This window comes from Acidovorax sp. A79 (genome assembly GCF_041154505.1).
Lineage (GTDB): Bacteria > Pseudomonadota > Gammaproteobacteria > Burkholderiales > Burkholderiaceae_C > Acidovorax.
Window position 1 is genome coordinate 5,079,693 of sequence record NZ_AP028672.1, and the last position, 26,256, is coordinate 5,105,948.

The window sequence follows — 26,256 nt, forward strand, 5'->3', positions numbered from 1 at the left end:
AATTCGATAACGAAGTCCTCTACAAGAAGCGACTATGTAAGCGCTCTGGAGCGCTCCATGTGTTCTTCTATCAACCGCCTGAACTCGCCCATCTCAACCTTGGAGGCAAAGAACCGCTTGGGTATGACGTGAGCCTGGTGGCCAGATATGTACACAGCGATGAAGCCAGGATGCTGCAACAGCTTGACGATGCCTGGCCAATAGAAGATGGACTTGTTGAACTTGGTTTCTTCAAGTAGTCCTTCGTCGGTTATCTCCATGGTGTGCTCTACATACATGGTCTTGTTCTTCTTGCCAGCGACGGCGAACGCCAACACGAAAAAGTTAACGATCCACAGTCCAGTCCACCAAAAGAATGCAATCAGGGATGCGGTGATGAAGTCAGTCTTGGAGTCCGTCATAAATGTCCAGATGATCCAGGCGGCAAGCAGCCCGTTTGTGAGTTGATGCCAGGGCGATCTGAAGGCGTGTGCAATGTTGAACCGAAGCACGTCCCAGTAGGTTGTCTTGAACTGAATTCGCATGGTTATCCTCCCGGTTTTTTTGAATCGACGCCTGATTCTGCTTCACGCTTGTGGCGCCTTGGATAGCCGACTAGAGGCTAAGCCTCGCAAGCAGGATTTCATGCAGACGTTTTGCACTGTCGCCTGAAATTCCTAGCAAGGGGCGGGCCGGGTAGTCGTATTCCGGACCGCCCGGCTTCACGCTGTCGCGCAGGCCGAAGTGATGCACGCGCGCAATGCGTTCGGTGCGGCCCGCGAAGCCCACCACCGCGTCGCCGCCTTCGACCTGGGCGCGCAGGTGTTTGGCGCCCGCCAGCTTGGCGAACATGCTCTGTGCCTTGCGCTTGCGCAGCTGGCCGCGCTGGTCTCGCAGCGGGTTCTTGCGCGGCGTCCAGGCTTCACCATCGGGGCCGTGCTGGGCGCGGATGGTAGCGGCGTTCTCGCGGCGCAGCTCGCGGGCCATGTCCAAGGCGAGTTTGCGGTGCTCGCCCTCGGTGAGGCGGTCCAGCAGTGGCTGGAGCCAGCTTTCCAGCTGCATGAAGTCGTCGGCCATGGTTCAGCGCTCCCCGCGCTGGCGGGTGCGCACCCAGCGGCGCCAGCGTCCGCGAATGCGCTGGTATCCCTCCCACACCAGAAAGCAGACGGTGAACAGGTATTTCATCGGGGGGCGTAGTCCCATTCGGCCAGCTTCTCGTCGCGCAGGAACACCTCCCAGTGCTCGGCCTGCAGGATCGCCAGCGGTGGCGGTGGTTCCTTGGGGTGGATCAGGTCCAGCGCGCCGGCAGGGCCACTGGCACGCGGGCGGGCGATAACGCGCTCTGTCAGCTCCAGATCGATCTGCAGGTCGATGGCCTTGGCGTTCAGATACTCGGCTTCGAAACGTATGGCGCGGGCGCGGCGCTCGGGGTTGTCGAACACCTCGGGCTGATTGCGCTTCATCCAGCCCACCAGCGGGGCCATGACGGCATCGGCGTGGCCCGCATAGTCCAGCAGCAGCGCGCGCAGGGTGTAGGCGTACTCAAACGACAGCGAGTCGGTGCCGGTGTGCATGACCCGGCCGCCAGTGATGAAGATGGCGAGTTTCTGCGGGTCTTTCTTGAGCGCAGGCAGTGCCTTGGTCAGCGTCTCGCGCAGGCTATTCGGTTTTTCCATTCTGGGCGGCCTCCATCATTGCGCGGGCGCTGTCGTAGGCGCGTTCGCAGGCAAGGCCACGGGTGCGGGCGGTGTCAGCGACGTGCGCCAGCTCTCCCGCTCTGTCGTCAGCGCGTCGCTGCAGGTCGGCAAGCAGTTCGGCGGGGCCGGTGTCTGGCGCGCACTGTCCGGCAGCGGCGCGAGCCTGGGCGGCGGCACGGTGTTGGGTGAGGTAGTCGGCAAGGTCGTGCTGCATCCGGTTGCGAGCATCAACAGCGCGAGCGCGGCCAGCATCAGCAGCAATAAGGGCGGTTTGTGCAGCGGTGTCGGTTTGGGCGATTTCGTCACGGTGTTTTCCTTCCAGGGTGCGGTACCGTTCTGAGGTCCTGAAGGCCATGCGCGCGGCGGTGGCGCGCTCGGTCTGCAAGGTGGCTTCGGTGTGGGCGGTTTCGAGCTTGGCTTCTGCCAGGCGTAGGGTCTGCATCACCAGGGCGAAGCCCAGGCCCAGGCCCAAGGCGATGGCGGTGTATTTCCAGGCGCTAGCGCGCAGGGTGGCAAGTGCTGTCATTGCATCGCCATGCAGTCCGCATGCCTCTTTTGTTGCCGGGCCCAAACGCCTTTGCAGCCCTGCGGCCCCCAGTTCTGTGGCAAGCGGCAGTCGCGCCCGGCCTGAAACCGCCACTGGGGCAGGGCTTCGCAGGCGCGCAGGTGGTCACCAGCCAGCAGGTGGCGGCGCATGGAGCTGGCGCGCCAATTGCCGATGCCGTACTGGCCCACAAAGTCCAGATACAGGTCGTATTCCCCTGGGTACAGCAGGACATCGGGCAGGCTGGCCTTGAACCTGGCTTCTTCTTCGCTGTGCAGGGCACGAGCCAGCTGCGCGGCCCGCTGGCGCGTGATGGGCGGGTCGGTCAGGCGCACGGGCGTCCCGTCCTCGTACCGGGTGGACCCGTGGCCGATGGTGGGCACGTCGCCCGCCGTGGGGATGTAGGCGTGGTGCATCACAGTGCCATCAGTCCGCACGCTGGTGGGGCCATCGCCTTCGCTCGCCTTCCATGTCGCGAAGCCTGCGGCCGATAGGGATAGCAGTGCCACGGCGATGCGCTGGCGGGTGCTTGTGCTCATTCCTGCACCTCGCATTCGTTGCGCTTGGCGTTGCGGTCTTCGCGTTCGTTGTGCCACTTCCAGGCCAAGTACGCGATCTGGAGCACCAGATAGATGCAAGTCAGGGTGGTGATTGGGCTCAGGGTGAAAAAGCCGCCGTCTTGTTTCGCCGCTACGGCAACGGGTGGCGATGCCTTCATGGCCTCCACGCCCACGGCCTTGGCGATGTTGCTTGGGGTTTCGCTCATGGTGATTTAGTCCCACAGATTGATGGTTTGTTTTTGGGTTCGCTTGGGCGGGACAACGATTTGCACCACGGTGCCAGCGGGCAAGCGCGGCCCCAGCCTGGAAAGGCCAGGGTTTGCGGCCAGCGTGGCCTCCACCACCTCGGCCGTGGCGCCCGTGGTTCGCTGGCAGAGTTCGTCCAGCATTTCGTGATCTTGGGCAACCGCGCGCATCAGATCAGCTCCACGGTGGTGCGCGGCCGGCCTAACAGGTCGGAGATAGCCCACCGGAGCTTGCGGCGGTGTTCGTCCACCTTGGCTTCGATGCGCTCGCGGATGCGTTCGGTCTTGCTGTCGTTGTGCGGCGTGGTGTCGATTTCTCGGTACGCCTCGGCCAGATCGGCCTGCACGTGCGCATGGATGGCGCGCAGGTAGCGGCCAGCCTGGCGTCCGTCCCCGGCCACGCCCAGCGAGGCCGCGCCCAGGGCGATCTGCTCGGCCTTGTAGCTGCGCAGCTCGCCGTTTACCGTGTCGATGGCGCTTTCGATGGCTTCGGCCAGGCGCGCGGCTGTCACGGTGCCGTCCAGCAGGCAGGCCTCGCGGACCTTGGGCGCTTCGATGGCGGGGAACCACGGGTCGTTTTCAACCTGTGCGTCTTCGGCTTCGATGGGCGGATTGGCGGTAGCGATGAACGACATGGGGAGCTTCGTGCAGGCAGTGTTTGAAGGTGTGGCGGTGGCCCAGGGCGTCGGAGTGGTGCACGGGTGTGCGCTCTCTGCCCTGGGGCCGCCACGGGTGCGGGGTACGCTCGGGTTACAGCGGCTGGGTTACTTCGCCTGGGGTTTGGCCAGGCGGCGTTCCAGCCGCTCGATGTCTTTTTTCACACCGGCTCGGGTGTCCAGCTCCATGGCACGCTGCAGCAGGGGCAGCGCTTCCTTGCACGCCTTGAGAGGGCGGGTGGCCATGTCCACATCGTGGCTGCCGGTCTTGCCTAGCACGGCCCAGCCTGCGGCCTTGTACAGCTTGCTTTTGGCTTGGTCGGGTGTGTCGGCCAGGTCGGTCAGCGCCATGGCTTTGGCGGCCACCTGCAGTGCATCTGCGCCGCTGAGCTTGCCAGCCAGGATGGCTTCGGCCACTTCGTCCTGCACGATGGTGGGCAGGTTGCGGTTGTACTGGTCTGGCGGCTTGATGCCGCTGGCCAGCGCGTATTCCGCAATCTCCAGTGCTCGGGTGTAGTTGCCCGCGTCGATGTGCCACACCAGCACCGTGGCCAGCACATCATCCTGGGTGCCTGGCCGGGCTTGCAGTACGCCGTCCACATAGGCGTCGTACTCCGCAAGCATGGCTCGCTTTGCTTCGATCTTCCGTTCCACGCTGTGCATGTCCTTCAGGCGCAGGCGGTGCTGGTGCAGTTGCGCCAGCTGCAGTTCGTAGGCGGTTCCCACGGTCTGGCCGTGGGCGTTGTCGGCTTCGTGCTGCGCGGCCTGCTGCGATGCAAGGCTGTGCATGCGGTGCCGCTGGGCTGGTGTCTGTCGCATAGCTGGTGTTCCCGGTATTTCTTGTCGGTGCCGCAGCGGCTGGCTTGCAAATAGCGGCCCTTTTTTTAGGAGCGGCTATTTGCGGCCGGCTGCTGCGCGTCAGTCCTGCAGCTCGATGTTTTCGATCAGGCAGGCTTTGCCCAGGTCTTCCACCACGAACGCGTCGTTGCTGCTCTCGAAGGTCTCGATGCGGTCACGCTTTGGGTTGTCGATCACCGCGCGGCGACGGCTGCCATCCTGGTAGTAGATGGACAGGTTTTTAAGGCTGGTGATGAGGATGGCGTTGGGCTTCATGTAGGGTACGGTGATGCCCTGTTTGCCGCCCAGGCGGCGCTGGCTGCGCACGATGTCGGCGGCCAGCATTTCCGTGGGGGCGGTCTGGCCGTCCACCAGCGGGAACAGCTTGTCATGCATCAGGCCACGGCCCACGATGGCCACGAGGTCGCCGGCCTCGGCGTGCCATGCGTCGAGCAGCGATTCGGTGGCGTCGTACACCAGGCCGTCCAGCGTCTTGTAGTCGCCAGTAGCGCCCACCACCACCTTGCCTGCAGTGGCGCCGTGGTCCATGACGCGCTCGGGCGCGTTTTCGCGCAGGTACTGCAGCCAGCCCTTGTTCACGTCCTGCAGCAGGGGATTTGTCACGCGGTTGGTGTTGGCCGCAGCGCTGGTGCCATTGAAGCCGATCATGATGCGGTCCAGCGCGCATTGCTGCTGGATGGCGCGCGACAGGCGTAGCTGAAAGTCGGGGAACTTGGCCCACATGTCCAGCGTGGCGTAGCGCACGTGGGTGTCGTAGTTGGTTTGCACGCACTGGTAGCCCTGGCCGCCCAGCGATGCGGCATCGCGCGTGGTGCGATCCCCCGCGGTGGTGTCGGTGCGACTGGCCACCGGGCCGTCAGTGCCGATGCCGATCTTCTGGCCCTGCATTTCGTCCACCGGGTAGATGCCAATGGATTTCAGGAACTCGCTGCTTTCCTGAATGCGGCTTTCCAGCTTCTGCTGCACGCTGGGCGTGACGGTGAACATTTGGGCGGCCGACTCCACGCCGTTGAGAGTGGCGAGCTGGGCGAGGTAGGCGGAAAAGTGCTTGCGGGTTGGGTTCTTCATGGTCGGTCCCTTGGGTTCGGTTTTGGTGAAGGTGCTTGCGTTGTGCGCTCGTGGGTGGTGGCTCAGCAGTCGGCCAGCACGGTGCCTTCGGTGCCGGTGGCTTCGGGGCGTGCGGTGCCGCCGCCGTCTTGCTTGCTGAGCGTCACGGTCAGTTCGTTGAACTTCTTTTCGAGCGCGGAGAACTCACCCGCCAGCTTCTCGCGGGCGGCTTTCTCGGTTGCCAGTTCTTTGGACTGGTGTTGAATGGCGGCATCAGCTGCGCCCAGCACTTCCAGCGTTTTGGCAGCGAAGGCACCGGTGGCTTCTGGTGTGTGCTTGGGCGCGGTGATGCCGCGCAAACTTTCCAGCATGCTGCTGAATGCCTTGACCATCTGGCCCGCGAGACTGCCGCCGTCTTGGTCAGCGTCCGCGCCAGCCTCCATGTCCAGACCGGTTTCCATGAATTCGCTGGTGAGCTTGTTGTCTGCGCTCTTCGCGGAGAACTTGAGCATTTCAGTGCCAAGGCTACCCGGTTCATCGGTCACGGCTACGCCCGTCACGTAGGCTTGGCCAGACTCTGCGAAGTTGGGCACCAGCTCGATGCTGGTGAACATCTTCTTGCCGTTCTTGTTGAGGTTCACTAGGCCGGCAAGTGGCTTTAGCTGGGCAAACAAGGCCATCTTTCCGGCCAGCTTGCCGGTCCTGATTTCTTCTGCCTTCAAAGCGATCACATCGCCTTGTGCAGAAAAGGGGCTGTCAGCAAGCGCGCTGCGCATATGTTCAACCCACACGCGGGCGCCGTACACCTCGGGGTCGTAATTGGCTGCGGCCTGTTTCAGCCATTCGCGCTGAATGTTTCGCCCGTCGATGGTCGGGCCTTCGACGGCTACGCGGTAGAACTTGGACGTTGCTGGCATGGTGCGGCTTTCGTGCGGTGAGTTGATCTACCGCCTATGTTCTGCATGCCTTGCACTTGCCGCAATTTGTGCGCGCTGTGGCTGCGCGAATCACATTTTCCCGTTGCTGCTTTCCGCGCGCGCGCGGCAGACACTGGCAGCCCATGACAAGCAAAGCCGCCATCAAACCAACTGCCGCGCCTAAGCCAAAGCGAACTGTGAGCGCTGTTTGCAACACGGGCAGCGCTGCGCAGAAAGCAATCGCCAGCCGTGCCAAGGCCATCTTCAAGGACGCTCAGCCGGGGGGTGAAACAAGCCCGGTGGATGGCGGTGCGGGCGTTCGTCGCGAGGCGCGCGCGTTGTTCTGGATGGGGTGGAAGCTGTCGCACATCGCAGAGCACCTGGGCGTTCCACGCGGCACGCTGCACGGCTGGTGCAAGGCCGAAAAGTGGCAGGACACCCCCGCAGCGCAGCGTGTGGAGTACACGCTGGAGGCGCGGCTTTCAACGCTGATCGCCAAGGACGTGAAGACGGGCGGCGACTTCAAGGAAATCGACCTGCTGGGCCGACAACTGGAGCGTCTGGCTCGCATTGGCAAGTACGAACGCACAGGACGTGAAGCCGATTTGAACCCGGCGATTGAGGCGCGCAACGCAGGGCCGAAGAAGTCGCGCGGCAAAAACCACCTGTCAGAGGAACAGGTGGAGCAGTTGAAAAGCGCTTTCCTCGATTCGCTATTCAAGTACCAGTTGGGCTGGTGGCAGAGCAGCCAGCAGCGCACGCGGGCCATTCTCAAAAGCCGCCAGATCGGCGCCACTTGGTACTTTGCGCGTGAGGCGCTGATAGATGCGCTGGAGACTGGGCGTAACCAGATTTTCCTGTCCGCCAGCAAGGCACAGGCGCACATCTTCAAGCAGTACATCTGCGCGTTCGTGCACGAAGTGACGGGCGTGGAGTTGAAGGGCGATCCGATCATCCTGGCGAACGGCGCCACGCTCTATTTCCTGGGCAGCAATGCACGCACGGCGCAGGGTTACCACGGCAACTTCTACTTCGACGAGTTCTTTTGGACGCAGGACTTTGAGCGGCTTAACAAGGTGGCCAGCGGCATGGCCATGCACAAGAAGTGGCGCAAGACCTATTTCAGTACGCCCAGCAGCATCCAGCACGCGGCCTATGCGTTCTGGTCGGGCCTGCGGGTCAAGAAGAAGTCCAGGATTGAAGTGGACTTGACGCACGCGCGCCTGGCCGGTGGCTTCACTGGCGAGGATCGGGTGTGGCGCAATATCGTCACGATCATGGATGCCCTTGCGGGCGGCTGTGACCTGTTCGACCTTGAAGAACTGAAGCTGGAATATTCCGACGCGGAGTTTGCAAACCTGCTGATGTGCGGGTTTGTCGATGATTCGTTCTCGGTCTTCCCCCTCTCGATGCTGCAGCCCTGCATGGTGGACAGCTGGGAGCTGTGGTCCGACTTCAAGCCATTCAGCCAGCGGCCCTATGGCTGGCTGCCGGTGTGGGTGGGCTATGACCCCAGCCACACCGGCGACAACGCCGGCCTGGTGGTGGTCGCCCAGCCCATCAGGCCGGGCGGGGCGCTGCGCGTGCTGCACACGCAGCAGTTCAAGGGAATGGACTTTGAAGCGCAGGCCAAGGCTATCAAGACCATCACCGAACGCTTTAATGTGACCGGCATGACGGTGGACACCACGGGCATCGGGCAGGGCGTCTATCAGCTGGTGCAGAAGTTCTACCCCGCGGTGCGCGGCATCAACTACAGCGTGGACAGCAAAACCATGCTGGTGCTCAAGGCGCAACAGGTCATCAATGCGGGACGGCTGGAGTTTGACGCCGGCAACAAGGAGCTGGCCACCAGCTTCATGGCCATCAAGCGCGAGATGACGGCCAGCGGGCGGAATGTGACATATGCAGCCGGCCGCAGCGAAGAATCCGGCCACTCTGATCTGGCCTGGGCGACGATGAATGCGCTCAGCCATGAACCCTTGGAAACCGGCACCGATCTGGCCACGCCACAGGGCCAATCCTTCCTTGTTATCTCTGACTGACCATGACAAAACGCAATCGCCGCGCGCAGGCGCACTACACCCCCACGCTCACTGCAGCACCTGCGGCTACTGCTGCCCCGCCGCAGGCCCAGGCGTTCAGCTTCGACCTGGGCGAGCCTGAGCCTGTACTGGGGGGGCGCTCCGCACTGCTGGAGTATGCGGAGTGCCTGCAGTGCGGCGACTGGTACGAACCGCCTGTGAGCCTGGCCGCGCTTGCTCGTCTTCTGCGTGTCGGTGCGCACCATGAGTCGGCCCTGCGGTTCAAGGTCAATGTGCTGGTCAGCACCTTCATTCCGTCTCAGTCGCTCAGCGCCGAAGCCTTCAGCGGCTTCGCTCTCGATTACATGGTGCTGGGCAATGCCTATCTGGAGCGGCGCCGCAACCGGCTGGGCGATCTGCTGGAGCTGCGCCACGCATTGGGCAAGTACACCCGGCGCGGTATTGAAGCAGGAAGGTTCTTCTTCGTGACGGACCTGCAGGCCCCACACGAATTCCCGCGCCACGCTGTGTTCCAGCTACGCGAGCAGGACATTCACCAGGAAATCTATGGCCTGCCGCCGTACCTGGGCGCGTTGCAGTCGGCCATGCTCAACGAATCGGCCACGCTGTTCCGGCGCCGCTACTACAACAACGGCAGCCACGCCGGCTTCATCCTGTACGTGACCGATGCCGCCCAGTCTCAGGGCGATGTGGACAGGATGCGCGAGCAGCTGACCAAAACCAAGGGTGTGGGCAACTTCAAGAACCTTTTCTACTACGCGCCCAACGGGAAGAAGGATGGCATCCAGATGATCCCCATCAGCGAGGTGGCGGCCAAGGATGACTTCCTGAACATCAAGAACGCCAGCCGCGACGACGTGCTGGCCGCCCACCGTGTGCCGCCCCAGCTGATGGGCATGTTGCCCAACAATGTGGGCGGTTTCGGAGACGTGGAGAAAGCCGCAATGGTGTTCGCCCGCAACGAAATCGCGCCGCTGCAGGCGCGCATGGCCAACGCCATCAACACCTGGGCCGGCCGCATGGTGTGCACGTTTAAGCCCTACGTCCTGCAGGACGCCCCGTCCACGGCCCCCGCCCGGGCATAGACCCCGCCCCGGCCCAGCACAGCCCGCCACGTGCGGGTTTTTTTCGCCTACCTTGCACCCCCATCCCGTCCCGCCGCAGGCCCCTAGCGGCCCGCCTGGCGCGCTCCAGCCCCTAGCCATGCCCCCTGGCTCCCCGGCCGGTGCCCCCGCCACTTCCATCCTGCCCCCCGGCGCGCCGTCGAGACCCCGCCGCGCCCGCTTGCTTCATGTGTCGATTTTGTCGGGGGTGCCGCTCAGTGCTCTGGCTAAGCCCGGCGTGGCCTTGAGGCCGGTTGTCCTGAGTCGCTAAGTGCCGGGAAACGTCGGCTTTTCACGGGGAACGAAACGTCTAAAGTACATCGCATCCATCTACTCTGTGGTCACTCAACATGCAGTTATCAACGGCACTCCTCCAACACTTGGGTTACACAAAGCAAATTCCTGCGGGCTCAATCTCCGCGCAATGGTTTCGCGTGGTGGTCCTTGAACTAAGTGGCCTCCATGTTCCAAATGATTTTTGCCATGAATTTATCTTGGATAAAAAAAATAATATTGTCCTGACTGTATCAACGGACCACAAAAGAGCACTCGAAAATGTCATTGGTCCAAATTGGGAGAAATTGGGAATTGAGTTTACTCAAGACTTTGCAGGTCAAGTTTTCTCTTTGATGAAAATACCAGTTGGTGAAATTATTAAATGTGAAGAAAGCAAAGCCAAAGAAGATTCGAAAGAATTTCTGGATATATATCGAGGTTTTTCGTCTGCTTCTGCTTTGTTGGGGGAGAAGGAGGCTATTTTTGTGCCTCATGCAGCGGCATATATTGCATTGGCTATTTCTCGCGGCGAACAGTGGATAAGACCGGTTCGGATAGGCAGTTTTGATTTTGGAAGGACAACCGAAGGAGCCCTGATTTCAGACTTCACACCCAGCGGCACATTAAATATTAAATCTACACATCGCAGAACTTCGGATGAGCTGATGGCAGGGCTTGAAAATGCTCGACAGCTATTGCACCCCTCACGCTCGGCGGCTTTGAAACACTTCGCTCTTGCCTTGGGGGAGAACGATGTTTTCAAAAAATTCATTTATGGATTTCTCTCAATAGAGGTCGAAACACACAGGATTTTTAAAACGGTTGATCATTCCAGCGAAATTAACTCTCTGTTATCCACCGTCGATAAATTCGAACGCGTGCCTGTGGCGGAAATGTTTGCTTCGGATTTTCAGTCAAAAGTGAAAAACATTGGTGACCGATTCGTGTGGTGCGCGCTTAGCAAGTGGCCTCATCTTGGAAATTCGGATATCGCAGTTTTTAAAGAGCTTAAATCGATACGCGACAAGATTGCCCACGGTGAGCTCTCGGTCCCTCCAGCAGGAGCGGCGAAAAGAGCGGAAGCGCTTGCTAGGAAGATTCTTTTTCCAACATCTGTTGAGTGAATTGGAGAGCAGGCTCATTGAGAATTACTCACGCTGATCCGTAGGTGCGCCATGGCCTATAGAACCTCGCAGCTGCATTACTGCCCGTATCTCCTGAGCCTAAGGCTCCCACAGTTTCATCCACCTAGCGGCGCCAAGGAACTGATGCCACGTGACCTCGGCATCGGTGTCATATCTAGTTTGTTGGCCTACGGGATGGCCTACAAAGAGGCGGAAGATCGTCACGGGATGCATGAATGTTAGGAAACTTGGTCCCTCCGTTTCCGCCAGCGCAGAACCCCAAGTGATTGATTCACTTGGGGTTTTTTGTTTTTGGCTATGACTGGTATGCCATTTGGTATGCCATGGCATGTTGGCTTTCGTTGGACGTCACTGGACAAGTGGGTCGCTTGATCACAAGTGCTCCCGCGACTTGTCGTCTCAAATTTTCGGGCGGACTGTGTTGGCGATCATGAACAGTCACTGTACGTTCCTGACGCCTGAAGTCTGCGTTGATCCCTTTATAGGGCGCATCACATGCGGTGACCCATCCTGTGCTTGGAGACTTGCGTCGGTCAAGTGAGTGAGCACGGAGCCTCAAAGCTGATCTACCGTCATGCGCTCAAGCCATTTTGAGCATGCCTTCCGTCCTGACCTCTTCGAGACGGAAATAGCGCCCCCCTGACTTAATTGCCGGGAATGCCTCGCATACTGCGTAGGGTTCGCTATAAAAAGTGCGGCTTCCCTGAACATTGAAGACGACCTTTCCAGAACCAGGTCGGGGCTCGTACTTGAGTTCTTCAAGCGATCCTGACTCACCGTGCTCCTTGGCCATCTGGACAACTAAGTTGCGCAGTGTCGGGACTTGGGCATCGCGTGCTTCAGTGAGCAACTGGAGTTGCCGAGTGGGACTAAAAGCTCCTGCCGAGTTTCCTGCTGTGCCGAGCCGACCAAAGTTGATTAGAACGAGGGTGACGATTTCCACAATGACTACCTCTGACAAGTGGGGAGAAGCTCTGCGGGCCGCATGTTGGAGTTGTCTTTGCTGCGGCCTGTTGAAGAGACACGGGATGGATTCTTAAACCAGCCGTAAGATGAGAACCACAAAAATCAGTGTGGAGTCTTCATCTTGCCGAACGTGTTCTTCTCATATTGCCATGCCGACGAGGCGTTGCGAGACCAACTGGAAAAACAACTGGCCATGCTCAAGCGTCAGGGGGTCATCGAAACCTGGCACGACCGAAGAATCAGTGCCGGTCAAGAGATCGACGCTGCTATTGACGACCATATCAATAGCGACGAGATAATTTTGTTGTTGGTGAGCCCCGATTTCATCGCCTCTGACTATTGCTACAACATTGAGATGGCACGTGCCATGGAGCGCCACAACGCTAAGGATGCCATTGTCATTCCCGTTATCCTACGTCCATGCGATTGGCACCACGCTCCATTCGGCAAGCTACTTGGCACCCCTCAGGATGGAAAACCGGTCACTCTCTGGCCTGATAGGGACGAGGCGTTTCTGCAGGTAGCGAAGGAGGTTCGCAAAGCGGCCGACAGGTGGCGCAAGCAATCGAGAGCGCTCTCGCAAACCGAACGCTCCGATGCAACTGCCTTGCCGCCAACTCAGCAGGCGGTAGCTGCTGGACCACGTTCGAGCAATCTTCGGGTTGCCAAGACCTTCACTCAGCTGGACAAAGACCGGTTCCAGATTGAGACTTTCGAGTACATCGCGCGCTATTTCGAAAACTCCCTGAAGGAGCTCCAGGCAAGAAACCCCGGCTACGAAGGTGTATTTCGTCGGATCGACGCGAATCGGTTTGTTGCGGCCATCTACAAAGATGGCGAGGATGCTGCAAAAGCGACGGTATTTACTGGTGGACAAATGGGATCAGGGATCTACTACAGTCAGGGCGATTCGTTTAGCGGAAACTCTTACAACGAGGCTCTTTCGGTGCAGGCGGACGATCAAGCTCTTTTCCTTACGAGCTTAGGGATGTCATTTCGTGGGCGACAAGAGCAGAAGCTATCGCAGGAAGGTGCCGCAGAGACTCTCTGGGAGATCGTTATCGGGCCGCTTCAGTGAGGAAGATGACTTTCCTGTGCATTTTGGCACTGCACCTGCAGTCATTGATCCCTAGCGACGGACATCGCCCGTATTGGCGATGGCGAAGCTTTCGTGTGACCTTTACGGCCAATGAACTATGACCACTTCTTCGAAAATCTTAAATAAGGGCCAGATCCGAGACGCTGCTAAATTGTGGCGCGCTGAGCCAGGTCGAGATGGGTTCCGAGAAAGCCGCCTATACGACGTCATCATTGACGGGAAGCCTTACCCACCGAAGGCAATTTCGGCCTTCGCCAATGAGATTGCGGGCAACGGGAAGCTTAGGCCGAATGATTTTGTGGGAGCGCGCGAGGGCAAGTGGCACCGAGAGCTCAAGCGCCTGGGCTTCGAGATTCGTCCCAAAACGACCGCTGTTTTTGGGCAAGAGGAGACCATTTTTCGCTATCGAGACGATGATCGATTTATTGACTGCCCGCGGGCCTTCCTTGTTACAGGTACGCAGGCTCAAGACAGCCAAAACCGTTCGCTCCTCAAACTGAACCAGTCTGGCTACTGGTTCTTGAAGCATGGGCGCATGAAATCTGGAGACGCGTTGTTTGTCATTCTTCCCAGTCTTGCTCGGGGTGGGTATCCGCGCGAGCTATTCTGCGGGGTGCTCAGCGAGGATCCACGTCAGGGATTGCAAGAGGGGCGGTGTCTATTTCAAGTCGAGCGATTCCATCTCTTGGATGCCATTGGGTGTGACGTGAAACGCTTCCTCGGAGATAAGCTTCCACCGCAGGGCGACCGCGTCGGTAACGTGTGGGACGATGAAGAGGATTTGGAGGATTTTGGCGCGGCAGTTGGAATGGGCGGCGACATTGATGACGAAGACAGCTATCCAGAGGGGGCGGAAAGCTTTAGGCAACACAAGACGCGAGAGCGCAACAGCAAGGTCGTCAAGCTTGCCAAGATGCAACGTCTTAGAACCACTGGCAAGCTTGCATGTGATGCTTGCGGATTTGATTTCCTAGACGTTTATGGCGAGCGCGGAAGAGGTTTTATCGAAGCCCATCACACTACACCACTCGCATTGAGCGAAGGTCCCAGTAGCGTGCGCATCAAGGACTTTTCGATGGTCTGCTCGAATTGCCATCGCATGCTCCATCGTCTCAACCCTCTTATGACCGCTAGTGAGTTGAAAGTGCATTTGGCTGCTGTCTTGGCTGAGCATTGACCGCACGCGCCGCGCGATTTCGTAATGCGGCTAGCCAGTCTGCGATTAATCTAATCGAGAAGAACTGTGGGATCTGCGGGAAGTGCGCCTGTTGGTGTTGCCGCGAGCAAAAACTGATAGTCTGAAAGGTCTAGCTGCGATGCTTCTATCGGAGTCTAGCGACCATTTTGCGACTTACACTAAATGATCCCTAGGGCCCGAGCGCTGACATCCTGGTGGCGAACCACGACAGCATCCGAGCACGCATCCCACCATCCACTGTCACTCAGGATTGAGTAGTGTTTGCGCCTTGCGCTTGCCCAGTTTCAGCACTTCAGCAATGCGTTCCAGCTGCGCAGTCCGGGGATGAACATGGCCCGTCTCCCACTTGTAGACGGACAGCGACGAAGCACCCAACAGTTGGGCCATCTGTTTCTGTGTGATGCCGAGCGCCGCGCGTTTCTCGATCAACACCTGAGCATCGAACTGGATCTGCTTTGACTTCTTGGGCGTGGCCTTTTCAGCGATCACCCTGGCTTTGGGTGTATCCGTTGCTTTGACCTGCCGTTGAGTGGCTTTGAGTTGGGAGGTCAGCGCCTTGACCTCACGCTTCAGTGCCGCGATCTCGGAGCGATGGCCGGTGATCGCCTTGCGCATGCCCTGAAGTTCAGGTTTGAGTTCCTTGCGCGCCATGCGAACGACTTCAGCGCGAAAGGCATTAGAAAATGTATTCATATGCCCGATGGTAACTTTGACGCCTTATCCCGCACTTAGGGGGCAGACGCACCGCCATATCGCATTGCTTCTTCGTCCCCAAAAAACAAAACCGCCAGAGGCCTGAGCCTATGGCGGTTTGTTCCGGTGGAGGTCGAACGACCGGTACTTACTTCCCAGCCTTGTCCGCCTTGCGCTTCGCAGCCTTGGGATCAACGACGGCCTTGAACTTCGCCCCCGCCACAAACTTCGGCACTGTGCTCGCAGGAATCTTCAGTGCTGCACCGGTCGATGGATTCTTGCCCGTGCGTGCCGCACGCTTGGCCGACTTGAAGGTCCCAAAACCCACCAGCTGCACGGCATCGCCCTTTTTCACGGCCGTCTGGATGGTATCGATCAGCGTCTCCAGCACCGCATTGGCTGCGGTCTTGGACAGATCATTCTTGGAAGCCAGGATTTCAACAAGTTCTGCGCGGTTCATGGATGCTCACGTATAAAGGTTGGAAAGGATCGATTTATACCGCCGCCCCTGACACGGCCCTTGCTGCGACTCAATGCTGCAGCGCACTTCTTGGCAAAAACTCCACTCCGGTTCTCTTCACCAACTCCTGGTAGCTGATCGGCCGACCGACCGTCTCCCCCTCGCGGTTTTGCTGCCAGTGCGCCCAAGCTCTTTGGGTGGTTGCGTCGTACACCAGCTTGTACAGATAGGTCGGCACCTTCACCCCATTGGCCCCGATGCGTGGTCCCGCATCGGTGAACACCGGCCCGGTGATCACGAACACATCCCCCTTGGCCCGCTTCACATAGTGCCGCGTGTCCTGCTCGATCTTGTTCCAGGCACCCCCGTTGTGCTGGGCATTCTGGGGAACCATGTTCGCCAGGCTGAAGCTTTGCGCCATGGCCGTCGGCGTCGGCATGTCTCCCGCTGGCGCCATGTGCCCACGGCTGTAGCCAGAGTGCTTGTAGTCCTCCAGCTCCGCCCGTTCGCCACTGGGCAGGCGCGCATCCGCAAAGAAGCGCTTGGCCCGCTTCTCGTCCGCATCCTCAATGAGTCTGCGGTTCAGGCGCTGGGCTACGAACACGGGTGTCTTGGTGGTCCCGGTGTGCAGCACCGCAAAGGCCTCATAGCAAAGCTCACGCAGTTGTGGCCGGGGCGTGATGGCAGGTGGTGTGCCATTCGTAAAGAACTGCGGGCACTGGGCAAAGGAAGTGGGCTCGGGAGTGAGCAGGGCCGCACTGTCGAACTGCGGAAACCGCGCCCAGGAAAGATTTGGGAGAGCAACGCTGGCAAGAGACAGGGCCAGCACAGCTGCCAGGCGCACGCGGCCTGGCCAGGAGAACAAACGATTCACAGAAGGGGGCATTCGGGTCAAACAAAACGGAGCCCGATTGGAGCACCGTTCTCCTTCACCCCTCGGCCCGTAAGCTCGGATCATGCAGGGTTTTACAGCTGCTTGCAGGTGGGGACTGCCCACAAACAGAAAGGGCTCCCCAAAGGGAGCCCTTTCTGCCTGCCCGCCCCTGCGGTTCAGTTAACACTCCCCATGGCAGCAGCACCCGCAAATGCAAAGTGCCACCACCATGGGAAGTCCCGCAACTGCTTCAACCAATCTCAAGCAGTTGGTCTGCCAAATTACATGGCGCTGAATTCGCCCGAAGGGATCTGGCCAGTGCGCAGGGCTTCAGCAGCCTGGGCACGCACGGCAGCGCGGTCAGCCGTGGACTTGTAAGTCACCACGCGCGAACCAGCAGGTTCGATGGAGCGGGTCTGGGCCACGGTAGCGGCTTCAGCAGTCACTTCAGCGCGAGTGCGGTTGGTTTCGAACTTGGTAGCGAATTGCGAAGCATCGGCTTCGTCAGCCTGGGCACCAAAAGAGGCGAAAGCGGCAACAGCGGCGACGGAGAGGAAACGAGCGGTCTTGTTCATGATGAAAATCCTTGAAAGTTAAAAAGCGTCTCAAAAAAGCCGGGTCAAAAACCATTCCTGAACCGGGTTCGGTGAGTCGCCTTGCGGGTTCGGCTCATCGATGGGATGAACTGTACGCCCATGGTGTTCAGAGAAAAACCACTCAGTCGCGAACTAACTGTTTCAGTATTGAAAACAATCCACCAGCACAACCACGCTTAACAAACCCTTCCCGACGGTTCTTTCTGAAATACACTTTTCTCTGGGGCCTGTGGATGTTGTGGGGTCACCTGCGCCGTTTTGAGGGGGTGGATGGTCGTGACAATTCGACGACGTTTCTCTGCGAGGACTCCTTTGCAGCGAGGCCGTGTGATAACGCGCGGAGAACTTGCCCGGCAGCAGCGCTACTCCGGCCCACAGTGGCTTACTCGGATTGGTTGGGCCTGCGATTCGTCTGAGGGGTCTTTGAGGTGCCTTCGGACGGCCGATTCCCGCTTACAGCGACCATTTCGGGCTCCTAGGCACCCGAAAGGCGCATTGCCTTCATTGTGTTTTCGAAGCCCAGGATGCTCAGGACGCGTTTGAAGTTGTACGCCAACACGCTCAGGCTCATTTCGGTGGACACGTTCTCGATGCCTCGGGTCAGGAAGTGCGTCCAGCCCATCCAGTGCTTGAGGGTGCCGAAGACATGCTCGACGGTGCTTTTGCGCACCGTCATGGCGTGAGGCATCCGGTCCAACCGTTGCTGAACCCTGTCCATGACCTCCTCGTGTTCCCATCGCCTGATGCGCCGGTACTGGCTCGTTGTGCATTGCGCTTTCATGGCGCAGGTGGGGCAGGCGCTGGACCAGTAGATGCTGATCTGCAATCCAGCTTCTTCCCGGTTGAAGCGGCGGATCGCTCGCAGGCCTGCTGGACATTGGTACTCATCGTCGCGAGCGACATAAATGAAGTCGGTTTTATCGAACCGGCCTTCGAATCTGGCATTGGATGTCATGGGCTTGGGAACCAGCGCGGCAACGCCGGCATACTCGCAAGCCTTGAGTGCAGGGCCGCTGTAGTAGTCGCGGTCGGCGATAGCCTTCAATCGCCGCTTGCCCATCGCATCGCGTGCCGCCAGGGCTATCGGGCTGAGCTGCGCCCGGTCACTGCCGTTGTTCGTGACCTCGTGGGCAACGATGAGATGGTTCTTGGTGTCTACCGCGGCTTGCACGTTGTGGCCCACCATGGCCGTGCCCTTGGCGCTGTAGGTGGTCATGGCGCGCGCATCAGGATCCGTCTGGGAGATATGACGATCCGGCAGGGTCTCCAACTTTGCTTTGATCACCTGCAGGCCTTGCAGGCCTTGCAGGCCTTGCAGGCCTTGCAGGCGTTGGCGCATCTTCTGGATCTTGCCTTGCAGCCGCTCGGTCTTGGCCTGCATCTCCACAGGCTGCGTCCGGTCTGCCGTCTCCAAGGCATCGAGGTAACGTTGGATGCTCTCCTCCAACTCGCGTTCTCGGCGCTCGATCTTGCCGGGCGTGAAGTTGCGCTCCCGATTATTGACGGCCTTGAACTTGCTGCCGTCGATGGCCACGACGGAATCCGTGAACAGTTTCAATTCGCGGCACAGCACCACGAAGCGCCGGCAGACGTTACGGATGCCCTTGCCGTTGTCGCGCCGGAAGTCCGCAATCGTCTTGAAGTCGGGAGCGAGTCGGCCGGTCAGCCACATCAGTTCCACGTTGCGCTGGCACTCACGCTCCAGCCGGCGACTGGACTGGATGCGGTTTAGGTAGCCGTAGAGGTACAGCTTCAGGAGCACTGCAGGATGGTACGAGGGCCTGCCGGTTGCAGCCGGTGTTGCACCATGGAACCCCAGGGCCACCAGGTCCAACTCGTTGATGAAGGCATCAACGATTCGAACCGTGTTGTCCTGTGCAATGAAGTCATCCTGGCTCTCTGGCAGCAGTGTGACCTGATGCCGGTTCTGTCCCTCGATGTATCTGGGCATATTGATCTCGATGTTCAATATGTCGCCAGACTTTACTGGCGCACGCGGCAGCCCGCGAGAGGGTTTTCACACAGCCTCCAGCGGTTGCGGTCTATCGCGTGTTCGATCAGAAGTGACGGTCATGGCTACCAAGCTGTCACAGAACTCTGCAGCCGCTTAGCACGGCAAGGTTGACAGTTCGGGGTGTACCTGTCGTATTCTCCGGGAGCAAACGACTACGAGTTCCAAGCATGCCTTGAGCACGCCTATTCAGACTGGCGTGTTCGGGGTTTCGATGCGCTAGGAGGGTACTCGGGCACAGGGAAAGGCTATGGCGCCAGTCAAGCAGTCGCGTGCTTTGTCGGGCACACCAAGGCAATGAAGCGCCAAACAATGGTAGATGCGCTGGTTCAACCGGGGCGGGAGGTGAATAACGATGCTGACAGACTGGAAAGAACGCAGCGAGGTGATCAAGAACCTCGTATCGACGGCAGCAATCATAGTCGGAGGTCTTTGGGTGCTCTACCAGTGGGACACCCTGTTTCCGAAGACCCGAGCAGATGTCCAAGCAGCCGCAGCATCTGTTCGAACCGACGTGTCTGGCAGTTTCAAGGTCGAACTCCAAATGGACGATGGGGGTTCGGGCGCACCATTTCTCCCACCGCCTGGAGTGAGCGAGGAGACCAGTCTGAGTGACTACTGCCTCGCGCACCCTAAAGAGGTGCTGGCACATGTAGCCCCCGTGTTCGGACAACTAGTGCTCAAGAGCGCCAGCGGCATTCCAGTCCGTGCGCGCGTGGACAACATCCAAGTCTTTACCGCGCCAATTAGTATGACGAACATCAGGCCGACAAGCACCTCGCGATTCGGCGCGACGTCGGTGCCCACCACGATGGTCGCGAAGCTCACCGACGAGAACATATTTTTTGGCGGGTTAAGGGAGAACCGCGTAGAGAGAGGTCAGGAAGTACAGGTGGCGGTGTTGTTCGATGCATCGATCCCCGTGCAGTGCGAACACCTTGAACGGCTGGTACTTTTCAAGGCTGAGGTGTCTCTGACGGCGATGGATCCTGCTAGGGACAAACCCGTTGGCTCACCTGTATCCAAGATCTTCGTAACCGCATGCCAGTTGAACCCACGATCGGCACCCACCTGCAACATAAACAGCATCGAAGCACGGGGGCAATGAGTGCATGCCAGAGGAACCGTCTTGTTCAGCCTATGGCTACCTTGCGAACTTGACCACCCCTCCCTGCAGAATGACTACGCTGCCATTCGGCGGGACAGCTTCAATCACTCACTCTCGTCCCGTCTGGCTCGCTGCCTTGCAGCGGTTGCTGTCGGTCGCCGGAGGACGCCAAGTGCCGGGGCTCGGTTTCAATGCGGACATTGGGCTACCCACCCAAACGCGGCGCCAACGCCCGGACTCAAAGGCGTTACCGACAGTGCCCCAGTCGGCGCCCCGATAGCCGCCAACGAGAGCGACCGCCCCAAAACAATCACCGACGAGGTCGCTTTCGCGTCCTCAGATTTCCGTCTGCTCGGAGATCTCGAGAGCATCATCGACCTCGATGCCGAGGTACCTCACCGTCGATTCCAGCTTGGAATGTCCGAGGAGCAGTTGCACAGCGCGAAGGTTCTTGGTGCGCCGATAGATCAGAGTCGCCTTCGTCCTTCGCATTGAGTGCGTGCCGTAGTCGGCGTGGTCCAGGCCCAGGTCGTCAACCCAATGCTGGAGGATTCTCGCGTACTGCCGGGTTCCGAGATGGGGCGAATCATGGAGCCGGCAGGGAACTAAGAAGGCTTCCGACTTCAGCCTGCGGTTGGGGTTCCTCCGGGGTTAGATCGTGAGTGTTCATCTTGTCAGCGGGATCGCGCCTTTCTGGCGAGCTTCGCCAGCATGTAGGCGGAGACGGCGCCGACGATTTCGATGGCGGCCTTGATCTCTTCGTCACTCACCGTAGGAAGCCAAGGGCGGCCATGCCCCGTCCCCTGCTTGTTCCGCAGGCGATTCACGCCGACAGCGGCCGTGAACAGCCCTCGTTCCATGGCTTTCACGCCTGACTCTCCCGGCTGCACGGGCATGGCCGCCGCCGTGATGCCCAAGGCCACGAAGGCCATTCCAAGCAGGCCCTCGAAGTTTGCTCCCTGTGGGTAGCTGCCGTTGAGGGTCAACAGCGCGTGCGCCGCTGTGGCCTCCATCAAGTCCTTGCCGGTGCCGGCGACCAGAGCGGCGTCTTCCGCCCCCTTCTGGGCGCGAGCCGCGTAGATGCGTAGGGCATCGGTCAGCTCTACACCGCTCAGCGCGTCGAGCAGCTTGGGCGCTAGCGAACCGTCGTCGCCCAGCGTGAACCCTTCGGAGGCGAACGCCGCCTTAGCGTTCTCGACAGCCTCGCGCCCCACGTAGTTTGGAGAAGCGGGGCGAAAGCCGCCACTCGCGCGAATCTTGGCGAGCAAGCCCGCCACGAACTTCGATGCCGCAGCAGGGGCGTCTTCCATCGCCGTGTAGAGGATCGCGCGGACGCGCTTGGCCTTGCCGATCGTGTTCTGCCCCTGTTGCCTCGGGTCCATTGAGGCCAAGGTGCAGGCGTTCACTTGAAAGTCGATGTCGCTATGGGAAGGCTCGCGCCACATGCCGTTAGATTGGGAATCGTCCACGAGTTGCGCTAATGCGTGGGCTATAGTGTCGGTGACGGGAGGATTTGCCATCGGTCAAAGCGGGCGATCTGCGCAAGCTTCGAGCGCAGCCTTCACGCGCGCGTTGTCCCGGGCCATAAGCTCCCGCACTTCGGCGACGCGTTCCGGCGGAACGTGCGCAACGTCTGGCACGGAACTGAGTTCCGGCGCCCATCGGTGCCACAGCCCCATCAACGAGAGCTCGTTGGTCTCTCCTTTCGGGGCATTGAACCTCACCAGCGGCATCAACGCTTCAGCGACAGGTTTGCCCTCGTCGAGCCGACGATGAATCCACAGCATCACGTCCACGAGCTCGAGGCCTGCACTCTTCTCGCTCGACAAGAATTCCACAGGGATCGTTGGCATGCCATCGAACTCCAACTTGGGCATGCCGGGCCCTTGGGCAAACTGAGTCCCTGTCGCCTTGGCATACATCTCCGAAAGCGTTTTTTGGGCCCCGTTGAACTCCGCCTGCTGATCGACGACGATCCGCGACGCCTCGGTGTTCGCTTCCAGAAGGCGTCGGGCCATCCCCTGCATCACAAACTGAAATCCGATCACGTTCGGGCTGATCGGGTGGAGCGCCGTCTTTTTCAGCTTCTTGGGAAGGTGTTCGCTGGAGGCGTTGTAGGAAATCTCCCCTGGGTTTTTGGCCGCCCAAGTAAGCCCATCGATGACGCGTCCGCGCAAACCTTCCTCTGGGATGTGGCCGCAGCGCGAAATCAGCTCGACGCACACGTCCCGAAGCTGCCTGGCTGCCCTTTCGTCATCTCCTTCGATACGGGCCTGCCAAGCTGCCTTTGCCAACTCCTCATCGAACAGTTCCGCGACACGAAACAGGACGCCATAGCGCATCGGTGTCCAGTAGTCGGCCCAGCGCACGGATTCGTTCATGCCGGAGTCGAACACTTGATCGAAGAACTGCGTGATGGCCAAGTCCACCTTGCGCACTTTGTAGAAGTCGAAGCGGATGCGCAGCTTGCGGAGCAAGTTAAGGACCGCCGGGGCGATACGAGGCAGCTTCTCGTTGCCTAAGTCCTTGGCATGGATGCGCGCGACGCAGAGAGTCTCCCGCATTTGCTCGACCTTTTTCAAGGCCGCTACGTCTAGGTCGGCCGGGCTAGAGAGAACGCCGTAGGAGAGGGTAGGCTGGTTGGGGTCGAACAGATGCAACCCTGTATTTCCGCCCTCATCGATGTAAAAGAACATGCTCGCTCCAACTCGGCCGCACAGGGAAAGACGCTAGTTTATGCATTTTCAAGGCCGCGCTATCCCTGTTTTGCTTAGTTAGAGGTAGTCGGCAGACGCGGCACGTGCAGAGACAGCTATCCGGCGATGGTCCTTTCGCCCAGTCAAGGTCCCCCTCCGTCCACGTCGGCCAACGTCAGGTGTCGGCGACAGCGGTCATCGCGCAGCCGAACCTGACCGTCCGCATCCAGCCTGAAGCTGCCACGCCGGGGGGGCGGCTCTGCAGCGACATCCGCCAGATGGAGCCGCGTGCACGGTTCGGGACGCAGAGCCGCCCTTGAATCACTTGTCGACGCGGCAGTAGCAATGATCGCGGCCAGGCGAACCAGCCATCGAAACGGTTTCGCCACCGCCCTTTCCCCCACCCGGCATCAAGGCCTACCGGCACATACAGGTGAGTGGCTCATGCATCCTCGACCGGTTTCGAGGCCGCAATTAATTCCGTCGGAGTGACAACGAAGCCTCGCAGCGGATTACCTCGCATGTCGACCAGTGGATCGATCACCACCTGAAAGCCGCGCTCGAAAGAGGAAGTTACCAGCATGTCGAAATCGCGATCTTCAGCAACCACAGCAACCGCATAGGGGGGCACCTCTATCCCGGCGGCGGACCAATTTTCCAGAAAGGTAGAAAGCTGGAAAGGATCCGAGATCAGGGGAATAGGGCCCTGGATATCCAGTGGCCGGCCGGTCTCCAGATCCATAAGCACAACGAGCGGCGTGTAGTGATTCCGCTTCGATGAGTAAGCAATCTCAATGGCGGCCGTGAATTGAGCAACTTCTGCATTGACGCATTTCAGCAGACGCTGACCCGGTTTAAGGCGCGGCGCGATGGAGGAGTAGGTTCCGTAGATCTCGCGGTCAGATGTGTAGCACCAGGGGTTGCGGGCTTTGATGGCCTTAGCGAAACTTTCGCTCATCTCCGCCGCGTACTGTAGGGCCTCCTCCCGGCCCAACCGGACTACCCTTGCTCGCTCGGTGGCGTAGGAGGAGCTCCCATCCTCCAGGTTAAATCTGACGCACCAAGTCCCTCGACCAGTTCCGGTGGGTGCAGCATTCCACGCGGCATATGCGATCCCATCACGCCCTGGACTCTGGGAGATCAGACTGGGCCCGAGTCGGTTCGCAAGAACCCAAGCCTCGTAGTCGAAGTCCGTGAGTACGGCGAACTCGGCAAACAATTCGGATCGAATCTCTCCGAGGACACGCAGACTGGGTCTGTGGCATCTTTGATGGACGTAGCCGACCGCCAACTCGACGTCTTCTTCGTCCACCTCGGCGACCAGCGCCTTATTCTCCGAGACCGGATCGCCACAAACAACGCACCGGAGTAGGTGTCGGTTGCGTTGGATCAGCCCTTCCAAGAGTGCGCGATGAGCCTTGGCCCAAGGACTCTCGTTGGGGTTGTCCTTTCCCCCGTAGGGCCAGAGCACCACCTTGCGGCCAGCCACCGAAGCCTTGTTCGCATCGAAGTAGCGTCGCGTGCCCTCAATGGTGGCAGCACGATACAGAACCTTATGTGCCGCTCCATTGAAGTGGGTGTACCCGTCATCCGTGAAAGTGAGCCGCCGCTTGCCATCTTCGGCGAAGCGGTAGAACTCCGCCACTGTGATTCCCTCTGTGCCGCAGAAGCCGTCTATCACCACGACCTCCTTGCCCGCGGCGACACTGTTCATCTGCTGCACGGGCAGGCGGAACTCATCCTCCGCTACCTTCTTCTCCCCCTCGGGCTTGATGAGCTGGCCCACCCGCTCACGCAGGCCCGCGAGATCGACAGACCCTCGGCGCCCAGCGAGCGTGGAAGCCAGTTCCAACAAGGACGCCCAAACCAGCTTGGGCTCAACGATGGAACGACTCTTGAGCAGGACTAGCGCCAGCGCCTCATCACTGCCTCCATCTTCAAGGTCGAACGGCAGGACCCAAATGCATCGCAGGATCTCGTCAATGGCCTCGTCCTCGACGGTGCTCTGACGTAATTCCCTGAGATGGTGTGAAATGAGCTTTCGGGTCTTCCCAAGCACCTCTTGCTCAGCCTCGGTGAGCGGGTCTGACACCAGCGCCTGAGCATTCAGGCGCACCGACTCGGTCAGCTTTCGCAGATCGAAAGTCACGCGATCGGAAGACCGGCGAGCTGTCGCCAGGGCGTAGCGATCTCCCGGCTGCCAATCAGTTTCGTGGTGATGAACAAACTGCGCTATGGCCTTAGAAAACGGCGAGTCAATGGCCTCCGATAGTGAAACGCTGCGCTTGGCCTGGATGAGCACGCGGAACTGTTCGCCGCGCAGCACGATATCGTCGATCGCCTGCGCAGTCTCCAGGTGAATGCTGCATATCGTTTGGCCCGTGCCAAGTGACAGTACAGAAAACCCGTCGCCTCCAATCAGCGCATGCACCATCGCAAAGGCAGCCACCCGCTCCTGGAAGCCTGCACCCGCGGCGACGGCCGCTCCACCCGCCGTCCCCTGCTTTTTTTTCCTTTTCTTCGTGGTCATCGATGCGTCTCGCAAGAGTTCGTCGGCAGCTTATGGAGATCGAAAAGTCGTCCCAAGAACTTTGCTTTCTCGAGGCGTCTCGACCGACTGGCCGCCTCCGAGACAATGGAGTGGATGATGTTCCTGCTGGTCAACTTGGTGATCTTCATGTGAGTGCACCGCTATTTGGGGTGCGTGGGTTTTGTACGCGCCTGACATTAGGAAGCCATCGACGCATCCCGCGATGGCAGGTCTTGATCGCCCGGAATGCCGGACCACAGTTGTACCGCAGAAAAATTGGCGAGCCGGTGGACCAGAGGCAGTCGGCACCAAATACAGCGCCCACCGCCTGAGCGGCAGGTTGAGGAGCCTGCCGCCGTTCAGTTGCCGAGACTGAGTGGCTAAGAGTAGCCTGAAGCTGCCACGCCGGAGGTCGGTTCTGCAGCGATTGCCGTCATCCAAATTTTTCCGTCGAATGCGTACTATCGGCCACTAGCCGCAATTCAAACAAGTTGGGACTCACAGAAAATGCGCGTTATACAACTAGTTTTTGGCGCTGTCTTCGTGCTCACACTTTCAAGCTGTGGAAAGTCCCAAGAAGCGCAGTCCACTATCGCCATACAGCGCGCAGCTCCCTCAGGTGAACAAGCTTTGGTAGTAGGGGAGATGGTCGGCTTCTCTATTGAGGTTCGGGCTCAGAACTTTAGAGGGCCGGCTCATGTGGGCCTCGTAATTCAATCGGCAGACCGGACAGTTTTGGCTTCGTTAGAGCCAGTGCCAATAGATCCTGGAAAGAGCGTGCAATTGGAAGCTTCCGTGACTGTTCCCAAGACAACGTCGATCCAAGTGTTCACACCTCTGTTCCTGGGTGATAAGTCGCAAACTTCAGTCTTGGACACCCGGATATACAAAGTGCTCTAGACAGCGACAGCCTACGGCCAGGAACAGTCGGTCGCCGCTGGCGAAAGCGGTAT

The 26,256-nt window shown here is 59.5% G+C and carries 26 protein-coding genes and 1 pseudogene; 6 read left to right on the forward strand and 21 right to left on the reverse strand.

Annotation, left to right across the window (positions count from 1 at the left end):
- Positions 1-32: 32 nt before the first annotated feature.
- From ACAM51_RS23440 to ACAM51_RS23490, 11 genes are all read right to left on the reverse strand, one after another.
- On the reverse strand, positions 33-524 hold the full coding sequence (locus ACAM51_RS23440; RefSeq protein ID WP_369642015.1) for a YcxB family protein: 492 nt from the start codon (positions 522-524) through the stop codon (positions 33-35).
- Positions 525-594: 70 nt separating this feature from the next.
- Positions 595-1,056 carry a phage virion morphogenesis protein gene (locus ACAM51_RS23445; RefSeq protein WP_369642016.1) on the reverse strand — a complete coding sequence of 154 codons (462 nt, stop codon included), beginning with the start codon at positions 1,054-1,056 and terminating at the stop codon, positions 595-597.
- A 104-nt stretch (positions 1,057-1,160) separates the two neighbouring features.
- Positions 1,161-1,655, reverse strand: coding sequence for a phage tail protein (locus ACAM51_RS23450; protein WP_369642017.1), 495 nt, complete (start codon positions 1,653-1,655; stop codon positions 1,161-1,163).
- The gene (locus ACAM51_RS23455) at positions 1,639-2,202 is read right to left on the reverse strand and encodes a DUF2514 family protein (RefSeq protein WP_369642018.1); all 564 of its coding nucleotides are present in this window, start codon (positions 2,200-2,202) and stop codon (positions 1,639-1,641) included. The genes ACAM51_RS23450 and ACAM51_RS23455 overlap by 17 nt, the downstream gene beginning before the upstream one ends.
- Positions 2,199-2,759, reverse strand: a complete 561-nt coding sequence (locus tag ACAM51_RS23460; RefSeq protein ID WP_369642019.1) for a glycoside hydrolase family protein — start codon at positions 2,757-2,759, stop codon at positions 2,199-2,201. Before ACAM51_RS23460 ends, ACAM51_RS23455 begins: the two co-directional genes overlap by 4 nt.
- The gene (locus tag ACAM51_RS23465; RefSeq protein WP_369642020.1) at positions 2,756-2,986 is read right to left on the reverse strand and encodes a hypothetical protein; all 231 of its coding nucleotides are present in this window, start codon (positions 2,984-2,986) and stop codon (positions 2,756-2,758) included. Before ACAM51_RS23465 ends, ACAM51_RS23460 begins: the two co-directional genes overlap by 4 nt.
- A gap of 6 nt (positions 2,987-2,992) precedes the next feature.
- On the reverse strand, positions 2,993-3,196 hold the full coding sequence (locus ACAM51_RS23470) for a tail protein X (protein WP_369642021.1): 204 nt from the start codon (positions 3,194-3,196) through the stop codon (positions 2,993-2,995).
- The gene (locus ACAM51_RS23475) at positions 3,196-3,660 is read right to left on the reverse strand and encodes a head completion/stabilization protein (protein WP_369642022.1); all 465 of its coding nucleotides are present in this window, start codon (positions 3,658-3,660) and stop codon (positions 3,196-3,198) included. The genes ACAM51_RS23470 and ACAM51_RS23475 overlap by 1 nt, the downstream gene beginning before the upstream one ends.
- A 129-nt stretch (positions 3,661-3,789) precedes the next feature.
- Positions 3,790-4,500, reverse strand: coding sequence for a phage terminase small subunit (gene gpM / locus ACAM51_RS23480; RefSeq protein ID WP_369642023.1), 711 nt, complete (start codon positions 4,498-4,500; stop codon positions 3,790-3,792).
- Positions 4,501-4,599: 99 nt separating this feature from the next.
- Entirely contained in the window at positions 4,600-5,607 is a 1,008-nt protein-coding gene (locus ACAM51_RS23485) for a phage major capsid protein, P2 family (protein WP_369642024.1), read from the reverse strand.
- Between the two features lie 62 nt (positions 5,608-5,669).
- Positions 5,670-6,503, reverse strand: a complete 834-nt coding sequence (locus ACAM51_RS23490) for a GPO family capsid scaffolding protein (RefSeq protein WP_369642025.1) — start codon at positions 6,501-6,503, stop codon at positions 5,670-5,672.
- Between the two features lie 347 nt (positions 6,504-6,850).
- Here ACAM51_RS23490 and ACAM51_RS23495 point away from each other — a divergent pair, with 347 nt between their 5' ends.
- The 3 genes from ACAM51_RS23495 (at position 6,851) to ACAM51_RS23505 (ending at position 11,051) form a co-directional block, all read left to right on the forward strand.
- Positions 6,851-8,548 carry a terminase family protein gene (locus tag ACAM51_RS23495; protein WP_369643876.1) on the forward strand — a complete coding sequence of 566 codons (1,698 nt, stop codon included), beginning with the start codon at positions 6,851-6,853 and terminating at the stop codon, positions 8,546-8,548.
- 2 nt (positions 8,549-8,550) lie between these two features.
- A complete protein-coding gene (locus tag ACAM51_RS23500) occupies positions 8,551-9,633 on the forward strand; it encodes a phage portal protein (protein WP_369642026.1) in 1,083 nt (360 codons plus the stop codon).
- A gap of 368 nt (positions 9,634-10,001) precedes the next feature.
- Complete coding sequence (locus tag ACAM51_RS23505; protein WP_369642027.1) at positions 10,002-11,051, forward strand: hypothetical protein; 1,050 nt, start codon at positions 10,002-10,004, stop codon at positions 11,049-11,051.
- Between the two features lie 601 nt (positions 11,052-11,652).
- Here the strand turns inward: ACAM51_RS23505 and ACAM51_RS23510 are convergent.
- Positions 11,653-12,015, reverse strand: a complete 363-nt coding sequence (locus tag ACAM51_RS23510; protein WP_369642028.1) for a hypothetical protein — start codon at positions 12,013-12,015, stop codon at positions 11,653-11,655.
- Between the two features lie 153 nt (positions 12,016-12,168).
- Between ACAM51_RS23510 and ACAM51_RS23515 the strand changes: the two genes are divergently transcribed.
- Complete coding sequence (locus ACAM51_RS23515; RefSeq protein WP_369643877.1) at positions 12,169-13,116, forward strand: toll/interleukin-1 receptor domain-containing protein; 948 nt, start codon at positions 12,169-12,171, stop codon at positions 13,114-13,116.
- A 118-nt stretch (positions 13,117-13,234) separates the two neighbouring features.
- On the forward strand, positions 13,235-14,314 hold the full coding sequence (locus ACAM51_RS23520) for a hypothetical protein (RefSeq protein ID WP_369642029.1): 1,080 nt from the start codon (positions 13,235-13,237) through the stop codon (positions 14,312-14,314).
- Positions 14,315-14,575: 261 nt separating this feature from the next.
- Here the strand turns inward: ACAM51_RS23520 and ACAM51_RS23525 are convergent, their stop codons facing one another.
- From ACAM51_RS23525 to ACAM51_RS23545, 5 genes are all read right to left on the reverse strand, one after another.
- Positions 14,576-15,028, reverse strand: coding sequence for a helix-turn-helix transcriptional regulator (locus ACAM51_RS23525; RefSeq protein ID WP_369642030.1), 453 nt, complete (start codon positions 15,026-15,028; stop codon positions 14,576-14,578).
- Between the two features lie 148 nt (positions 15,029-15,176).
- On the reverse strand, positions 15,177-15,488 hold the full coding sequence (locus tag ACAM51_RS23530) for an HU family DNA-binding protein (RefSeq protein WP_056057356.1): 312 nt from the start codon (positions 15,486-15,488) through the stop codon (positions 15,177-15,179).
- A 70-nt stretch (positions 15,489-15,558) separates the two neighbouring features.
- Entirely contained in the window at positions 15,559-16,374 is an 816-nt protein-coding gene (locus ACAM51_RS23535; RefSeq protein ID WP_369642031.1) for a DNA/RNA non-specific endonuclease, read from the reverse strand.
- Positions 16,375-16,643: 269 nt separating this feature from the next.
- Positions 16,644-16,937: a DUF4148 domain-containing protein gene (locus tag ACAM51_RS23540; protein ID WP_369642032.1), complete on the reverse strand. Its 294-nt coding sequence runs from the start codon at positions 16,935-16,937 to the stop codon at positions 16,644-16,646.
- A 496-nt stretch (positions 16,938-17,433) separates the two neighbouring features.
- Positions 17,434-18,909 carry an IS1182 family transposase gene (locus ACAM51_RS23545; RefSeq protein WP_369643878.1) on the reverse strand — a complete coding sequence of 492 codons (1,476 nt, stop codon included), beginning with the start codon at positions 18,907-18,909 and terminating at the stop codon, positions 17,434-17,436.
- A gap of 415 nt (positions 18,910-19,324) precedes the next feature.
- Here ACAM51_RS23545 and ACAM51_RS23550 point away from each other — a divergent pair, with 415 nt between their 5' ends.
- Positions 19,325-20,077 (forward strand): hypothetical protein, encoded by a 753-nt coding sequence (locus ACAM51_RS23550; protein WP_369642033.1) that lies wholly within the window; start codon positions 19,325-19,327, stop codon positions 20,075-20,077.
- Between the two features lie 336 nt (positions 20,078-20,413).
- Here the strand turns inward: ACAM51_RS23550 and ACAM51_RS23555 are convergent.
- The 4 genes and pseudogenes from ACAM51_RS23555 to ACAM51_RS23570 form a co-directional block, all read right to left on the reverse strand.
- A pseudogene (locus ACAM51_RS23555) lies at positions 20,414-20,704 on the reverse strand (tyrosine-type recombinase/integrase); the annotation flags it as partial.
- Positions 20,705-20,751: 47 nt separating this feature from the next.
- The gene (locus ACAM51_RS23560) at positions 20,752-21,546 is read right to left on the reverse strand and encodes an abortive infection family protein (protein ID WP_369642034.1); all 795 of its coding nucleotides are present in this window, start codon (positions 21,544-21,546) and stop codon (positions 20,752-20,754) included.
- Between the two features lie 54 nt (positions 21,547-21,600).
- Positions 21,601-22,773, reverse strand: coding sequence for a DUF3800 domain-containing protein (locus ACAM51_RS23565; protein ID WP_369642035.1), 1,173 nt, complete (start codon positions 22,771-22,773; stop codon positions 21,601-21,603).
- Between the two features lie 442 nt (positions 22,774-23,215).
- Complete coding sequence (locus ACAM51_RS23570) at positions 23,216-25,303, reverse strand: hypothetical protein (protein WP_369642036.1); 2,088 nt, start codon at positions 25,301-25,303, stop codon at positions 23,216-23,218.
- Positions 25,304-26,256: the final 953 nt, after the last annotated feature.

Coding starts and splice junctions, on each gene's coding strand:
- ACAM51_RS23535 (WP_369642031.1), bottom strand. CDS start 16,374: ATGCCCCCTTCTGTGAATCGTTTGTTCTCCTGGCCAGGCCGCGTGCGC.
- ACAM51_RS23500 (WP_369642026.1), top strand. CDS start 8,551: ATGACAAAACGCAATCGCCGCGCGCAGGCGCACTACACCCCCACGCTC.
- ACAM51_RS23470 (WP_369642021.1), bottom strand. CDS start 3,196: ATGCGCGCGGTTGCCCAAGATCACGAAATGCTGGACGAACTCTGCCAG.
- ACAM51_RS23460 (WP_369642019.1), bottom strand. CDS start 2,759: ATGAGCACAAGCACCCGCCAGCGCATCGCCGTGGCACTGCTATCCCTA.
- ACAM51_RS23530 (WP_056057356.1), bottom strand. CDS start 15,488: ATGAACCGCGCAGAACTTGTTGAAATCCTGGCTTCCAAGAATGATCTG.
- ACAM51_RS23465 (WP_369642020.1), bottom strand. CDS start 2,986: ATGAGCGAAACCCCAAGCAACATCGCCAAGGCCGTGGGCGTGGAGGCC.
- ACAM51_RS23520 (WP_369642029.1), top strand. CDS start 13,235: ATGACCACTTCTTCGAAAATCTTAAATAAGGGCCAGATCCGAGACGCT.
- ACAM51_RS23445 (WP_369642016.1), bottom strand. CDS start 1,056: ATGGCCGACGACTTCATGCAGCTGGAAAGCTGGCTCCAGCCACTGCTG.
- ACAM51_RS23570 (WP_369642036.1), bottom strand. CDS start 25,303: ATGACCACGAAGAAAAGGAAAAAAAAGCAGGGGACGGCGGGTGGAGCG.
- ACAM51_RS23450 (WP_369642017.1), bottom strand. CDS start 1,655: ATGGAAAAACCGAATAGCCTGCGCGAGACGCTGACCAAGGCACTGCCT.
- ACAM51_RS23490 (WP_369642025.1), bottom strand. CDS start 6,503: ATGCCAGCAACGTCCAAGTTCTACCGCGTAGCCGTCGAAGGCCCGACC.
- ACAM51_RS23525 (WP_369642030.1), bottom strand. CDS start 15,028: ATGAATACATTTTCTAATGCCTTTCGCGCTGAAGTCGTTCGCATGGCG.
- ACAM51_RS23505 (WP_369642027.1), top strand. CDS start 10,002: ATGCAGTTATCAACGGCACTCCTCCAACACTTGGGTTACACAAAGCAA.
- ACAM51_RS23455 (WP_369642018.1), bottom strand. CDS start 2,202: ATGACAGCACTTGCCACCCTGCGCGCTAGCGCCTGGAAATACACCGCC.
- ACAM51_RS23565 (WP_369642035.1), bottom strand. CDS start 22,773: ATGTTCTTTTACATCGATGAGGGCGGAAATACAGGGTTGCATCTGTTC.
- ACAM51_RS23485 (WP_369642024.1), bottom strand. CDS start 5,607: ATGAAGAACCCAACCCGCAAGCACTTTTCCGCCTACCTCGCCCAGCTC.
- ACAM51_RS23550 (WP_369642033.1), top strand. CDS start 19,325: ATGCTGACAGACTGGAAAGAACGCAGCGAGGTGATCAAGAACCTCGTA.
- ACAM51_RS23540 (WP_369642032.1), bottom strand. CDS start 16,937: ATGAACAAGACCGCTCGTTTCCTCTCCGTCGCCGCTGTTGCCGCTTTC.
- ACAM51_RS23475 (WP_369642022.1), bottom strand. CDS start 3,660: ATGTCGTTCATCGCTACCGCCAATCCGCCCATCGAAGCCGAAGACGCA.
- ACAM51_RS23440 (WP_369642015.1), bottom strand. CDS start 524: ATGCGAATTCAGTTCAAGACAACCTACTGGGACGTGCTTCGGTTCAAC.
- ACAM51_RS23545 (WP_369643878.1), bottom strand. CDS start 18,909: ATGCCCAGATACATCGAGGGACAGAACCGGCATCAGGTCACACTGCTG.
- gpM (WP_369642023.1), bottom strand. CDS start 4,500: ATGCGACAGACACCAGCCCAGCGGCACCGCATGCACAGCCTTGCATCG.
- ACAM51_RS23495 (WP_369643876.1), top strand. CDS start 6,851: ATGGGGTGGAAGCTGTCGCACATCGCAGAGCACCTGGGCGTTCCACGC.